General features: G+C 68.9%; 13 protein-coding genes. 6 read left to right on the top strand and 7 right to left on the bottom strand.

Annotated elements, in window-relative coordinates:
• Positions 1 to 144: 144 nt before the first annotated feature.
• Together ACZ6TV_RS53755 and ACZ6TV_RS53750 are read right to left on the bottom strand one after the other, a co-directional pair.
• A complete protein-coding gene (locus ACZ6TV_RS53755) occupies positions 145 to 906 on the bottom strand; it encodes a ferritin-like domain-containing protein (RefSeq protein ID WP_465309256.1) in 762 nt (253 codons plus the stop codon).
• Positions 903 to 1,697, bottom strand: a complete 795-nt coding sequence (locus tag ACZ6TV_RS53750; protein WP_465309254.1) for a ferritin-like domain-containing protein — start codon at positions 1,695 to 1,697, stop codon at positions 903 to 905. The genes ACZ6TV_RS53755 and ACZ6TV_RS53750 overlap by 4 nt, the downstream gene beginning before the upstream one ends.
• A gap of 249 nt (positions 1,698 to 1,946) precedes the next feature.
• Between ACZ6TV_RS53750 and ACZ6TV_RS53745 the strand changes: the two genes are divergently transcribed.
• The 3 genes from ACZ6TV_RS53745 (at position 1,947) to ACZ6TV_RS53735 (ending at position 5,166) form a co-directional block, all read left to right on the top strand.
• The gene (locus ACZ6TV_RS53745; protein WP_465309252.1) at positions 1,947 to 3,635 is read left to right on the top strand and encodes a serine/threonine-protein kinase; all 1,689 of its coding nucleotides are present in this window, start codon (positions 1,947 to 1,949) and stop codon (positions 3,633 to 3,635) included.
• A gap of 85 nt (positions 3,636 to 3,720) precedes the next feature.
• The gene (locus tag ACZ6TV_RS53740) at positions 3,721 to 4,533 is read left to right on the top strand and encodes a hypothetical protein (RefSeq protein WP_465309250.1); all 813 of its coding nucleotides are present in this window, start codon (positions 3,721 to 3,723) and stop codon (positions 4,531 to 4,533) included.
• 3 nt (positions 4,534 to 4,536) lie between these two features.
• A complete protein-coding gene (locus ACZ6TV_RS53735; RefSeq protein ID WP_465309248.1) occupies positions 4,537 to 5,166 on the top strand; it encodes a class F sortase in 630 nt (209 codons plus the stop codon).
• A 264-nt stretch (positions 5,167 to 5,430) separates the two neighbouring features.
• Here the strand turns inward: ACZ6TV_RS53735 and ACZ6TV_RS53730 are convergent, their stop codons facing one another.
• Positions 5,431 to 5,886 (bottom strand): response regulator, encoded by a 456-nt coding sequence (locus ACZ6TV_RS53730; RefSeq protein WP_465309246.1) that lies wholly within the window; start codon positions 5,884 to 5,886, stop codon positions 5,431 to 5,433.
• A gap of 840 nt (positions 5,887 to 6,726) precedes the next feature.
• Between ACZ6TV_RS53730 and ACZ6TV_RS53725 the strand changes: the two genes are divergently transcribed.
• Positions 6,727 to 7,416, top strand: coding sequence for a hypothetical protein (locus ACZ6TV_RS53725; protein ID WP_465309244.1), 690 nt, complete (start codon positions 6,727 to 6,729; stop codon positions 7,414 to 7,416).
• Positions 7,417 to 7,429: 13 nt separating this feature from the next.
• Positions 7,430 to 8,677, top strand: coding sequence for a GAF domain-containing sensor histidine kinase (locus ACZ6TV_RS53720; RefSeq protein ID WP_465309282.1), 1,248 nt, complete (start codon positions 7,430 to 7,432; stop codon positions 8,675 to 8,677).
• A 174-nt stretch (positions 8,678 to 8,851) separates the two neighbouring features.
• Here ACZ6TV_RS53720 and ACZ6TV_RS53715 read toward each other — a convergent pair whose 3' ends face one another.
• The 3 genes from ACZ6TV_RS53715 to ACZ6TV_RS53705 all read right to left on the bottom strand — a co-directional run bounded on the left by ACZ6TV_RS53715 (position 8,852) and on the right by ACZ6TV_RS53705 (position 11,623).
• On the bottom strand, positions 8,852 to 9,400 hold the full coding sequence (locus ACZ6TV_RS53715) for a hypothetical protein (protein ID WP_465309242.1): 549 nt from the start codon (positions 9,398 to 9,400) through the stop codon (positions 8,852 to 8,854).
• A 368-nt stretch (positions 9,401 to 9,768) separates the two neighbouring features.
• Positions 9,769 to 10,584: an SAM-dependent methyltransferase gene (locus ACZ6TV_RS53710; RefSeq protein ID WP_465309240.1), complete on the bottom strand. Its 816-nt coding sequence runs from the start codon at positions 10,582 to 10,584 to the stop codon at positions 9,769 to 9,771.
• Between the two features lie 823 nt (positions 10,585 to 11,407).
• A complete protein-coding gene (locus ACZ6TV_RS53705) occupies positions 11,408 to 11,623 on the bottom strand; it encodes a DUF6119 family protein (protein WP_465309238.1) in 216 nt (71 codons plus the stop codon).
• On the opposite strand from ACZ6TV_RS53705, the gene ACZ6TV_RS53700 reads away from it, so the two are divergent.
• Positions 11,595 to 12,638, top strand: coding sequence for an STAS domain-containing protein (locus ACZ6TV_RS53700; RefSeq protein WP_465309236.1), 1,044 nt, complete (start codon positions 11,595 to 11,597; stop codon positions 12,636 to 12,638). The genes ACZ6TV_RS53705 and ACZ6TV_RS53700 overlap by 29 nt on opposite strands.
• A 7-nt stretch (positions 12,639 to 12,645) precedes the next feature.
• Here ACZ6TV_RS53700 and ACZ6TV_RS53695 read toward each other — a convergent pair.
• Positions 12,646 to 12,942 (bottom strand): aspartate-alanine antiporter-like transporter (locus tag ACZ6TV_RS53695; protein WP_465309234.1); only part of this gene is annotated, 297 nt, incomplete at its 5' end.

The following is a 12,942-nucleotide window of genomic DNA, read 5'->3' as shown; positions in this document are numbered from 1 at the left end:
GAAGAAAACGCCCGGGGGGGGTGGGGGGGTGTGGTGGGGGGTGGGTTTGGTGGGGGGGGGGGGGGGGTGGGGGGGGGGGGTCTCTTCTGTGCGGTTCCCCCCCCCCCCCCCAGCACTATGTCGCTTCGAATACCGCGTGTGGTGTTACTTCTGCAAGGCGTCGGGCTTCACGGCCTTGTCGACGGCGATGAAGCTGACCGGGGCGGGGTATTGGCCGAGGACGAAGTTGAGGATCGCGGCGTGCATGGCCTCGACCGGCTGGATCGTCGCGGCGGTCATGATGCCGGCGGGGTCGGTGACGTTGGCGGCGGCGAAGGTGTAGGTCTGCGCGGCAGCGTCCTCGAGGCCGAGGGCGAGCTTGATTACCTCGGGGACCGATGCGGTCTTGTTCAGGGCGGCGACGGCGTCGTTGGTGATCGACAGTGGCGCGTCGGTGATCGTGGGTTTTCCGGCCTTGGTGAGGACGGAGTTCCAGACCGCGGCGTGGTCGGCGTGCTGTTTGCGGGCCGTCTGTACGAATGTGGCGACGGCAGGCGGGACGGTGCCGAGCTTGCCGTCGGTGGCGCGTTTCAGGGCGCCGTCGTAGGCGGTGACGGCGAGGTTCTCCAGCGCCGCGGCGAGCCCGACCACCTTGAGATCTCCGGTGTAGGCGCCGCCGCCCGCCGCTGAGGAGGAGCCGGTGGACGGCGTCGCGGCCGTGTCGTCCTTGGAGTCGTCGCCGCACGCGGCGAGCGCGCCGAGGGTGGCGATGCCGGCGCCGCCGAGGAGCACCGCTCGGCGGGACGGCACGAAGTCGGCGAGATGTCGGCGGACGGCCGGGAACGTCGACTCGTGCAGCTCGTCGAGGTCGCGGGTCATCGACCGCAGCTGCGCCTCGGAGATCTGGATCTGGTCGGGACGGGTCACTTGACCGCTCCTTCGTCGGCCGGGGAGGCCTTGTCCGTGGCGTAGAACGAATCGGGGAAGCCGACGCTGCCGGCCGCGGCGGGTAGCTTCGCGCCGTCCGGGGGCAGGGCGATGAGGTCGGCGGCGTTGCCGGCCAGGAGCGCCTGCACGGCGAGCAGGATCGCTCGGTGCTGGGCCTCGACGCCGGCGACGCTGGCGAACAGCTGCCGCAGCTCACCGGTGGACACCTGGCTGACGTTCTTCACGTACGTCTGCGCGGCGACGTCCTCCAGGGTGATCGCGAGCTTGACCACGTCCGCCGCCGTCTTGATCGTCGGCACCGCATTGGAGACGATCGGCGCGTACTTCGGGTTCGGCGCGGTCTGCTCCTTGCCGCCGAGCTTGGTCACGGCGTTGTTGAACGCCTGGGCATGCTCGGTGTGCTGCTGCATCGTCTTCATCGCGAACGCCTTGACGACGCCGTTCGCGCTGGCGCCGCCGATGTAGGGCAGGGTCAGTGCGGTCTTGTAGGTGGCGACCGCGAGGTTCTCCAGCGACGCGGCGGTCTGCAGCACCTGCACGTCGGTGTCGCTGGCGTACGCAGCGGTGGCCGAACCGAGCACCGCCGCACCGGCCACCGCGCCGGCGGTCAGCCCCGCGAGGACGAGCGGCCGCCGCCGGGTCTCCCGCACGGCGCCGACGTACTGGTCGAGGTCGGTGCGGCCCTGCCGCATCGCGTCAGCATGCAGGTCCTGCGACTGCTCCATGAGCGTTCGCAGGTGCCGTTCATCGAGGTGTTGCTGCACAAGCATCTCCTACCAGGTTACGGATACGCACAGTGCTGCTTCGTAGCGCGACCGTAGGCGGATGGGTTCGAACAAGGCCGGAGATACCGAAATCCGCTCGATGGGGGGAACACGGTCAGCCGTCACCACCTCGACCAAAGACGGACATTCGCGTCTGCGGGTTGATCAACTGGGATTGCTGCCCTGCGCGGGTGCCTTTCGACGGAGCCGCGTGCTGTCACCCGTCCGGGTGCGGTCCGGTTCCGAATACCTGTCATGGCGGTCGATGGCGAAGTGGTGGCGGGGGTCGTCGCCGGTCGGTACCGGCTCGGGCAGGTGGTCGGCAGGGGCGGTATGGGCCGGGTCTGGCAGGCCCACGACGAGCTCCTTGACCGCCAGGTCGCGGTGAAGGAGGTCATGCCGGTCGCCGGGCTGACGCCCGGGCGTGCCGACGTCTGGGAGCAGACGATCCGCGAGGCACGCACCGCCGCGCGGCTGCGGCATCCGAGCGTGATCCGGGTCTACGACGTGCACTTCGCCGATGGTCGGCCCTGGATCGTCATGGAGTACATCGAAGGCCGCTCACTGCACGCGGTCGTTCGCGACGACGGCCCGCTGGACGTGCGGACTGCCGCGAAGGTCGGCCTGGCGCTGCTGGACGGTCTCACCGCGGCGCACGCCGCCGGGGTGCTGCACCGCGACGTGACGCCACGCAACGTGATGCTCACGCCCGACGGTCAGGTGTTGCTGGGCGACTTCGGCGTGGCCGTGTTCGAGGAGAGCTTCCGGGCCGGCGGCACCCGGGAGGACGTCCTGCTCGCCTCACCCGCCTACGTCGCACCCGAGCGGGTGACGGCCGGCGCGTCGAGTACGAGCACCGACCTGTGGTCTCTCGGCGCCACCCTCTACCTGGCCGTCGAGGGCCGCCCGCCCTACGAACGGACGAACCCGATCGAGCAGCTGACCGCGTTGATCCACGAACAGCCCGACGAGATGCGCCGCTCCGGTCTGCTCGCACCGGCCATCCGCGGGCTGCTGCGCCGCGACCCCGCCGACCGGCTGACCGCCGCGAAGGCCCGCCCGCTGCTGGAGACGGCGCTGGCCGGGCAGCCGTCCGGACCGAACCGGCGCATCCCGATGCAGCGCCGTCCGGTGAACCCGGCTGACCAGCTCGACACCGCGCCGGTCTACGCGGTCGGTATCGCAGGCGCCATCAGCGCCACCGACGCTCCCGAAGGTAACCGGTCCGAGCCGGACGGCGGGGGACATACGGTCGCCTGGAAGCCGTCGGCCCCCGAGCTGTTCACCGCACGGCGGAAGCTGATCGTGGCCGGTCTGACCGCCGCGATCCTCGGCATGGGCGGCGTCGGCGCCTGGGCCGCAACCCGCCCATCCGGAGACGCCGGCCGTCCCTCATTCGTACCGGCGGCATCAGGGTCGGCATCAGAGTCGGTGTCGGCTTCGGTTCGGCCGGCATACTTCCCCACACCGTTGCGGTGCACGGGGGACACACCTGCGACACCCACCGGAACGTCGGGGTGGGCGCCCCGCGACGAGGACGGCTTCCGCACCCCCGCACCGGCCGGCTGGACGCGGGCCACCACCGGGCCGATGGTGTGCTTCCTCGACCCGGCCGGCAAGCAGGGCTTCACCATCGACCCGACCCCACCGCTGGACACGGACCGGGTGGCGTACTGGATCGCGCAGGAACGTGACCTGCTCGCCGGCCCCGCTGCGCCCGCAGGCTACCGCCGGATCACCATCAGCGTCGCGCTGTATCGGCAGGGCGCCGCCGACTGGGAGTTCACCTTCGACGAAAACGGCACCCGTTGGCACACCCTGCGCCGCAACTTCGCCATCGGCACCGACCGCGGCTACGTCATCTCCTGGACCGCCCCGGACGCCGGCTGGGACGCCGCGCTCGACAGCTTCCGCACCGTCGTTGACGGCTTCGAGCTGCGCTGACTCAACCTTTCGCGATATTCACCCATCCGAACGAGTGACGGCCACGAACCACTCCTGTCACATCCCCACCGAACGGAGCCCCTCCATGAACCTCAAGCGAGCCGCTCTCGCGGCCCTCCCCATCGCGGCGGTCGCGCTGGCCGTGCCGTTCGTGACCCCGGCGCCCGTGTCCGCCGCCGAAGCGGTCTCGGTCGACCTGCAGGAGATGGGCAAGACCGGCGCCAAGGGCAGCGCGGTCCTGACCCCGATGGCCAACGGCGACCTGAAGATCGCGCTCAAGTCGACGGGCATGACACCGAACTCGCCGCACGCACAGCACCTGCACGGCTCCGCCGGCGGCATGGACTTCCACTGCCCGACCCTCGCAGACGACAAGAACGGCAACGGCTACCTCAGCGTCGAGGAAGGACTGCCGATGTACGGCGACATCTTCGTCTCCCTGACCACGACGGGCGACACCACCAAGGCCAGCGGCCTCGCGGTGGACCGCTTCCCGACCGCCGACGCCAAGGGCAACCTGTCCTACGAACGCACCATCCCCGCCGCGCAGCTGCCGGCCGGCACCATCGAGCACATCAAGGACCTGCACATCGTCCAGCACGGCATCGACGCCAACAACAACGGCAAGTACGACCTGGAAGCCCTCGGCGAGTCGACGTTCGCCAAGTCGATCGGCGTGCCCAACATCCCCGAAGAGGCCACCGACGTCGCGACCTGCGGCATGGTCGCCGGCGCCGCCGCCGGCTCCATCCCCGCCGGCGGGGTCGAGACCGGCGACGGCTCATCACTGGCCCAGAACCAGATGGACCCGGCCATGATCTACGCCATCAGCGGCACCGCGGTGGCCGGCACCCTCGCCGTCGCGTTCTACCGCCGCCGCAAGGTCGCGCAGGTCTGATCGATGCACACCATGCGCGGTCTCCCCCTAGTCATCACGGTCCTCTTCCTGGCGGCGTGCTCGTCGGCACCCGAGTCGGCGCCGACTCCGGCGACGGCCCAGCCGTCCGCCGCCCAGCCCGCCGCGGCGAGCAGACCCGGTGAGCTGACCAGCGGGCCGCTCATGGTGTCGTCGCCGCCCGTCAGCGTCAGCATTCCCAAGCTCGGGGTGAGCAGCACCCTGATCGACCTGTCCACCAAGTCCGACGGCACCATGCAGGTGCCCGACGACGCGAGCACCGTCGGCTGGTTCACCGGCGCGCCCACCCCGGGCGCGCTGGGACCGGCCGTCCTCGCCGGACACGTCGACTGGAAAGGCACCAAGGGCGCGTTCTACCACCTGGCGACCCTCGCCTCCGGCGACGAGGTCACCGTGACCCGCAAGGACGGCAGCACGGCTGTCTTCGCAGTCAGCAAAGTCGAGAAACATCCAAAGGACCAGTTCCCGACCCAGGCCGTCTACGGCCCGATCGACCACGCCGGCCTGCGCCTCATCACCTGCGGCGGCGAGTTCGACACCTCAACCGGACACTACCGCGACAACATCGTCGCCTTCGCCGACCTCAAGCAGGCGCAAGCGGCGAAGACCCCCTGACCGCAGCATGTATCGACATCCAGTCCTTCCTTTGGGTGCGGGCAAGATCGCCGCAATGTTTGGCGTGACCCCGGCGGCGTCGCGGCGGACGCAAATGCGAGAGGACGGCCCGATACGACTCGCTCGCCCGCGTCCCCACTACAACGTCCGGTCCAGCGGGGCACCAACGGTGCATCCCAATCTGGAATCCGGCAGCTCGCGGTATCAGCGCTGATGCTGAGTTCGCCTGCTGCGCCGGCATGTCACCCGCGTTTGGCCGGGATGTCAGGTGATCGGCTGGTCCGGGGTCCGGCGTGGCATGGCAGAGGTGTGGCCGAAAAAGTTGCGGATCTCGGTGACGACCCGGTCGTAGTCGTCGAGGTTGATCGGTTTGGTGACGTAGGCGTTGGCATGCGCGCTGTAGCTGGCGGCGACGTCGTCATCGGCTGCGGAAGTGGTGAACACGATCGTCGGGATGGACTTGAGGTCATCATCGGCCTTGATCTGCGCAAGTGCCTGCCGACCGTCGACGCGAGGCATGTTCAGGTCGAGCAGGATCAGGTCCGGACGTGGCGCGTCACTGTACGGCGGCCGACGGCGCAGGAACGCCAGAGCTTCACCGCCGTCGGCGACGTGGTGCAGCCGACTTTCGATGCTGTGTTCGGCGAACGCGCTCTCCACCAACGCGACGTCGCCGAAGTCGTCCTCAACCACCAGCACCTGCAACTGATCAGCAGTCACGATCTTGTTCCTCCATTCGTTCGGCTGGTGCCCATCGGTGAACCCGTGGGCACTGCACGAGTTCGGTTACATGTCGATCATGCCGGTCTGTGCGGATGCTGGGGGAAGGCGCCGTCGTCGTGGCGGGGTGGCTGGTCGGATCCAGCCGTGAGGTGTGCCACGAGTTCGGGGATATCGGCGGGACGATAGGCCAGACAGTAGCGACGACGAGGCCGGTCCAGCACCTGCGGCGCGGGACGGCGCATCGACGAAACCCAGCCAGCGTTCATACCCACCGCAGCTCCTGCCGGTGGTATGAACGCCTGCCACGTGGCTGTAGCTGTCCACGGCGGATCCGCCCGCGGATCACCCAGATAGCCCCGCCGAAGCCGGCCGGTCGGAAATGATCCCGGCGCTACCGGCGGCCCCGCCCGGCTCCCGGCAGCGGTGGCGCCCGACTGGCGGGGCCGCACCGGATCCCGGGTGCCCTGACGTCGCAGGGGCTTGGTTGCGATTCCGGTGGAGTCGTCGAAGCGGCGTACTTGCCGCGCAGCACGCTTTACGCTCGACAGGTCCCGGACCATCGGCAGGAGTAGGTGCGCATGGCGGTTCGCGGTGCCCTGACAGCCCGCGTATCCGCGGACGGCGGGGGGACCGGTGCGAGACGGTCTGTCACCGGAACTGCTATACCCCGGTCTGGGCCGGCTCACCGGCCTCGCCAGCCGGATGCTGGCGGTGCCGGTCGTGTTGGTGTCGGTGGTCGAGCCCGAACGGCAATGGTTCGCCAGCGCGGTCGGTCTACCCGAGCCACGGGCCACCGCCCGACAGACTCCCCTGGCCCTGTCGTTCTGCAGGCATGTCGTGGACGCTCACGCACCGCCGTGCGTCACCGACGCCCGCGCCGACCCGCGGCTGGCCGGCAGTCCCGGCATCGACGAACTGGGCGTTGTGGCCTATCCCGGGTTCCCGCTACGGGATCCGTCCGACGTGGTCATCGGAGCGTTCTGCGTCGCCGACCCGGTACCGCGGGTGTGGAGCGATCAGGATCTGCGCAACGGCGCGGACTTCGCCGAGGTCGCGCAGAGCCACATCGCGGCCGCGTTCACGGCCATGGACCTGCGCCGTGAGCACCAAGGCACCGCCCGGTCCAACGCCTTCCTGGACGCGTTGCTGGACAGTCTCGACACCGGCGTCGCCGCCTGCGGCGCCAATGGCCGCCTGCAGATCCTCAACCGTTCACTGCGCCGGGCGCTCGGCGAGACCACCGATCCCGCGCTCCCAGCACACGCCCAAGCCCGCGAGCTGCAGGTCCTGCATTTGGACGGCCGGCCGTTCCAGCCGTCGGAGATGCCACTGCAACGCGCCCTGCTCGGCGAGACGGTCCGCTACCTGGAGCACCTCATCATCAGCGCAGCAGGCCGGAAGCTGACGTTCGTCACGAACGCCCAGCCGATCGGGTGGTCCCGACGGCGAGTACCTCGGCGCGGTCGCCGCCGCCCGCGAGGTCACCGACCAGCGCCGCACCGCCCGGCTCCGCGACGTCGAACTTGAGGTCCACCGCACCCTGGCCGCGTCCGCCGATATCACCTCTGTCACCGGCATCCTGGACACCGTCACCCGGGCCGTGTACGGCGTGCACGCCGAACTGTGGCTGGCCAACGACCTCGACGACGACGTCCTGCACCCTGTCGCGGTCTGGACCAGCCCGCACCACCAGGGCCTGGTGCACATCCCGGCCGAAATCCGCTGCGGCGCCGGGATGGCCGGCACCGTCTGCGCGGCCGGACAGCCGCTGTGGTGCCCGGACCTGACGGCCGACCCAGGCCCGCTGTCCCCCGAGTCGGTGACCGCCGCCGGGCTCGGCGCCGCGGTCACCGTGCCGGTCCGCGGCGGCGACCACGCCATCGGCACCCTCACCATCTATACCGCCGAACCACGACAGGCCGACGACGCCGTGATCGACCTGCTCACCGCTGCCACCGCCCACATCGGAGAGTTCCTGCAACGGCGCCGTGCCGAAGCGCTCACCGAGGAACTGACCCGGGCCAAGGACGAATACGTCGCCCTCGTCGGCCACGAGCTGCGGACCCCGCTCACCTCGATCGCCTCCTACACCGACCTCATCGCCGACCTCATCCACAACCGGTCCAACGCCGGCTCAGCATCGAGTTCCGACAAGGCGGTGCTCGCGGAGGTCCAGGAATTGCTGGCCGTCGTCCAACGCAACAGCAACCAACTGCGCGGCATCGTCGACGACCTGCTCGACCTCGCCGCCCTGGACACCGACCAGACCAGCCCGGCCACCGAATCCGTCGACCTGAACACGATCGTGCAGGACAGCGTCACCGCGGTGACGCCCGCCGCCGTCGCCCACCACATCGAGATGCGCGTCGCGCTGCCGCAACGGCTGTACCTGCGCGGCGTGCCACAGCGGCTGCGGCAACTCGTCGACAACATTCCCACCAACGCCGTGAAATACAGCCCGCGCGGCGGTCACGTCACCATCGCCCTCACCGCCGCCGACGGCACAGCGGAACTCGTCGTCACCGACACCGGCATCGGCATCCCTGACGACGAACGACCACACATCTTCCGCCGCTTCTACCGCTCCAGCCGCGCCCGCGACCACAGCATCCCCGGCACCGGCCTCGGCCTCGCCCTCTGCCGCACCATCACCGATCTCCACCACGGCACCATCAACCTCGGCACCCCGAAACTCGCGCCGAACACCGCACCCGCCGCAACCATCGTGGTGCGGCTCCCGCTGAGCACCTGGACCCACACCAACGCCCCTGATTCGACATGGTCGTAGCCAAGTCACCAGTCCGGATTCTGGGGATGACGCGGAGCCCACACGCGAAGCCGGAAGCCATCGGTCAGGCGGCTGCGTCTACGCATGGACAGCTCATCGAGCCACCGACGTGGACCGCGGCGGGCGCCGGTCCGCCCGCCGCGCAGCTGCGCGGCGTCCGGCGATCCGTGCGAGTTACAGGTGACCGACGAGCAGCTTCGCGGCCTTGGTTACCGTCGCCTCGGGGTCGCCCTTCATGTTGGCCAGCGTGGCGTACACCCGGCCGCCTTTGAGGAGGAAAACCTCGCCCAGCCCTGGCAGGAAGTACGCCTCGTCGCCGAGCCCGCTGAGTTTCTTCGCCGGCTGCTTCTTGTCGCTGGTGTCGACGCCCTGGTCGACGAGGGTCTTGAGGTCAGCGGCCGTGTGCAGCTTCGGGTAGTACCCGACGGTGATCGATGTGACGAGGGTGCCGGGCACGTACACCGACTTGATCAGGCAGCTCGAATTATCGTCGAGGTCGAGCCGCTTGCCCGGGCTGACCTCCTTGGCACCGAGGATCTGCTTGGCGTCTTCCGTGGTGATCAACGCACACGGGTCACCACCCGCGGCCGCGACGGTCGTGGTGGCCGCTGGGGCGGCCCCGGTTGCGCCGGGTGCGGCTGCGCCGGGCGCGGCTGCGTTGCCGCACGCCGCCAGGCCGACGGTGAGCAGGAGGGCGGCGAGTGAACCATGGAATCTGCGCATCGATACTCCAGAACGATGTGGATGAATGCTCTGCGGGTCTTAGGAGTTCGGTGCAAGCCCTGACTTCGACGTCCGCTTCTAACCGCGATCGGTGCCGTGTGCTGCATCTGGCGTTTTTGCAACGTGGTCATCGGCGTCTCTTGCCAGGGTTCAACTTCAGCGCAGCTGCAACCATTCACCCTCACAGGTCTTGATCCCGCGCTCGGCGAGCATGCCAGCGATCTTATTCAACCCGGACGCCGCCTTCAGCTGATCTTCAAGGCGGCGTGGATCTTGTACAACCGGCGGGTCACACGTGAGCGGCGGTTCCCGCGATCGACGGGGCGCGCCATGATTGCCTTGGTCCGTGCCGCCCAACGGCGGCCTGATCAGGGTTTACGGCCGACGCCGCCCCAGATGGCGATCCGGCTGGGATCGACATCATCGGTTTCTTCGTCGGGTCGCCACTGCGAGATCAGGGCGATGCCCGGGTCGATCATTTCGAGGCCGTCGAACAGGGTGGCGAACTCGACGCGGTCGCGCGGCCAGATGTCGCTCATGCCGGAGTCGAGCATCTGCCGGTAGGTGGCCTGCTCGTGCTCGGGCATGAAGTCCAGGGTGAAGTGTGTAGCGGCCAGGTAACTGCCGGAAGGCAGCGCGTCCATCAGCCGTGTAACGATCGGCTGGGCCTGGCCGTCGCCGGGGATGAAATGCAGAATGGCGACCAGCATCAACGCGACCGGCTGCGACAGGTCGAGGGTGTTGCGCAGTTGCGGGGAGGCCAGGATGGCCTCCGGGTCACGCAGGTCCGCCTCGATGTAGTCGGTCATACCCTCGGGCGAACTGGTCAGCAGAGCGCGGGCGTGCGTCATCACGAGAGGGTCGTTGTCGACGTAGAGCACCCGGCTGTCCGGCGCGACGGATTGGGCTACTTCGTGGGTGTTGTCGGCGGTAGGCAGGCCGGTGCCGATGTCGAGGAACTGCCGGATACCGGCCTCGGCGGCGAGGTAGCGCGTCATGCGGCCGAGCACGTCCCGGTTCGCGCGGATCCCGACCCGCATGCCCGGGAACTTGGCCTCGATGGCGTCGGCAGACTCACGGTCCGCAGCAAAATTGTCCTTACCGCCGAGCCAATAGTTATACCGCCGAGCCGGATGTGGCAGCGACGTGTCGATCGCTGCCGGTGTGTTTCCCCGCTCGGTCACGTCAGGCCCCTATCGACAACAGATGAATGCGGACACGGGCACTGTAGTACTCACATCGCGAGCACCACACAGCTCCCATCCGGCAGGGTGACTTTCAGAGCCGCCGCCGGACAGTCCGTGCGGATGAAGTTCATTGCGGTCGATGAGCACAGGTACAACAGCCGAACCAACACCCCAGCCATCCTGCACCCCTGCCACGAAACAGCGACTCACACCACGTGCGATGAGTATTGGCACAGTACAGGCTGTGCCGACACCACCGCGATGACGACGAACGCGACTTCGGCGACACCGCCGAAGGCCACCGCCAACGGCTTACCGCCTGCCCGGCGACCCGGCAGCCGGACGGATAGCCTCGGAACACCCGTGACCGGATCACAGCAGCAGGCGGGTGCTGCTGTGCGTGTCCACCCCCGCACCGGGACTCTTCGCGCACGGCGGGCAAACGCGGCGGTCGCCGGGCTCGACCGCCGCGCCGCTCCAGCGCTCACGCCGATCGCCGACCACGGACTGATCGGCGATGGACCACATCTCGTCACGGCGGCGGCTCGTCCAGCACCCGTCCCGCAGTTGGATCGGGATCGGCACCCAGTTCGCACGCACTCGCCCTCGTCTCCGCATGTCCAAGCGGCGCCGTCTGCACCGGCCACGGGCACCCGACGGACGACGGTCCCACCCCGACCACCCGCCTCGTTCCCGGCCAGCCTGATCCAGCCCTTCGACCTCACGCCCAGCAGCCGAATGACCCAGCGCGCGATATGCACGCCATCGGCCGGCGCCGGACGTCCGCAGGGAGGCGGTCGGCGACCGTTCGCCGCCTCCTTCACGACTCGCTGCCGTCAACGATCTGGATCCGGCAGACGGCCGGACGGGCTCCGGTCACCTGCACTCGTTTCATGAAATCCCGCAGGTTGACCTTGCTGAAGCTATGAAGACCAGCTGGGACGCTCCGCTGGCCGCGCACGGCGATGGCGTAGACAACGATCTTGGGCGCCTGCTGGGCGACCAGGGTGAACGTCGGATCGAGGCCCTCGACCACCCGAAGAAATGTCAAGGGTCAGGACGAAGTCCTGTCCGCCGCTGGACCCGGTGGGTCGGCAGCCGCCGCTGGCGAAAATCCACCATCATTCCTCTCAGCGGCGCCGGGCCTTGACGAAGCGGTTCGTCGATGCGCAGGGTTGAAACCGATAGGCGGCAGGTCGCAGCCGCGCGTACGCTGCACGGCGACTGGAGGAAGTCGCAACGGCAGCCTGTCCAAGTCGGCGGTGAACCACGGTGCGGGCGCGCGCAGTCAGCTGTCGGGTGTGGTGACGGCTGCGCTGACGGTGGTGACGTTACTGGCGCTGACCGGGGTGTTCGTGTTGCTGCCGATGGCGACGTTGGCGGCGGTCGTGATCGGCGCGCTGCTCGAGCTGGTGGATGTGGCGGCGCTACGCCGGCTGTGGCACCTGTTGACCGCCCCGGCGGGTACGGCCGCGTCGCTGGCCGCCCGGCCGGACTTCGTCGCCGCTGCCGCTGCACTTGTGGGTGTGCTGGTGTTCGACGCGTTGCCGGGGCTGGCGATCGGGGCCGGGCTGTCGTTCGTCCTGCTGGCGTACCGGGCATCGCGGCCGACCGTGGCGCAGCTCGGCGTCACCGCCGACGAACGCTGGGCCGATGCGGCCCGCGATGCCGACGCACGTCCGGTGCCAAGGGTGGTGGTGCTACATCCGCAGGGGGCGTTGTTCTTCGCCAATGCCGACCTAGTCCGCGACCGGATCCTGACCGCAGCCGCCGGAACCGACGCCGGGCTGGTCGTGCTGGACCTGCACAGTATGCCGAGCATCGACGTCACCGGTATGGGCATGCTCGCTGAGCTGTACCGGGATCTGCGGCAGCGTGGCATCCGGCTGTCGATAGCCCGGCCGCTCGGCGGGGTAGAGGACACCCTCGGTCGCGTCGGCGCCGAATTGCCCGCCATCTACCCGACCATCTCGGCTGCGGTCGAGGCGGAACGGAGCCCCCGTGAGCGCCGCCGGAAGAACATGCGGATCGGAAAATTGCCGGCTCGGTGAAAGCCTGTCAGGTGAGGGCTCCGGTCATGGCGACCACGATGGGGCCGAGCAGTGGCAGCACGACATTGGATAGCGCGTAGACGACGGTGTAGCTCATCAGTGGGGTGCTGTTTCCGGCTGCTTGTTGGACGGCGGTGGCTGCCGGTGTAGAGCATTGCTGGCCTGCGACCGCGCCAAGTGTGAGCGGGGCGGGCAGGTGCATGACCTTCCAGGCGATGAGCAGCGAAATCGATGCCGGGATTAACGTGACCAGGATACCGACGATCGGTAGCGCGATGCCGTATCGGGCGATGAGGTCGATGGC

It is taken from the genome of Dactylosporangium sp. NPDC051087, from assembly GCF_055586325.1.
The sequence above is the reverse complement of the archived record's forward strand: the minus strand, read 5'-3'. Positions and strand labels throughout refer to the sequence as shown.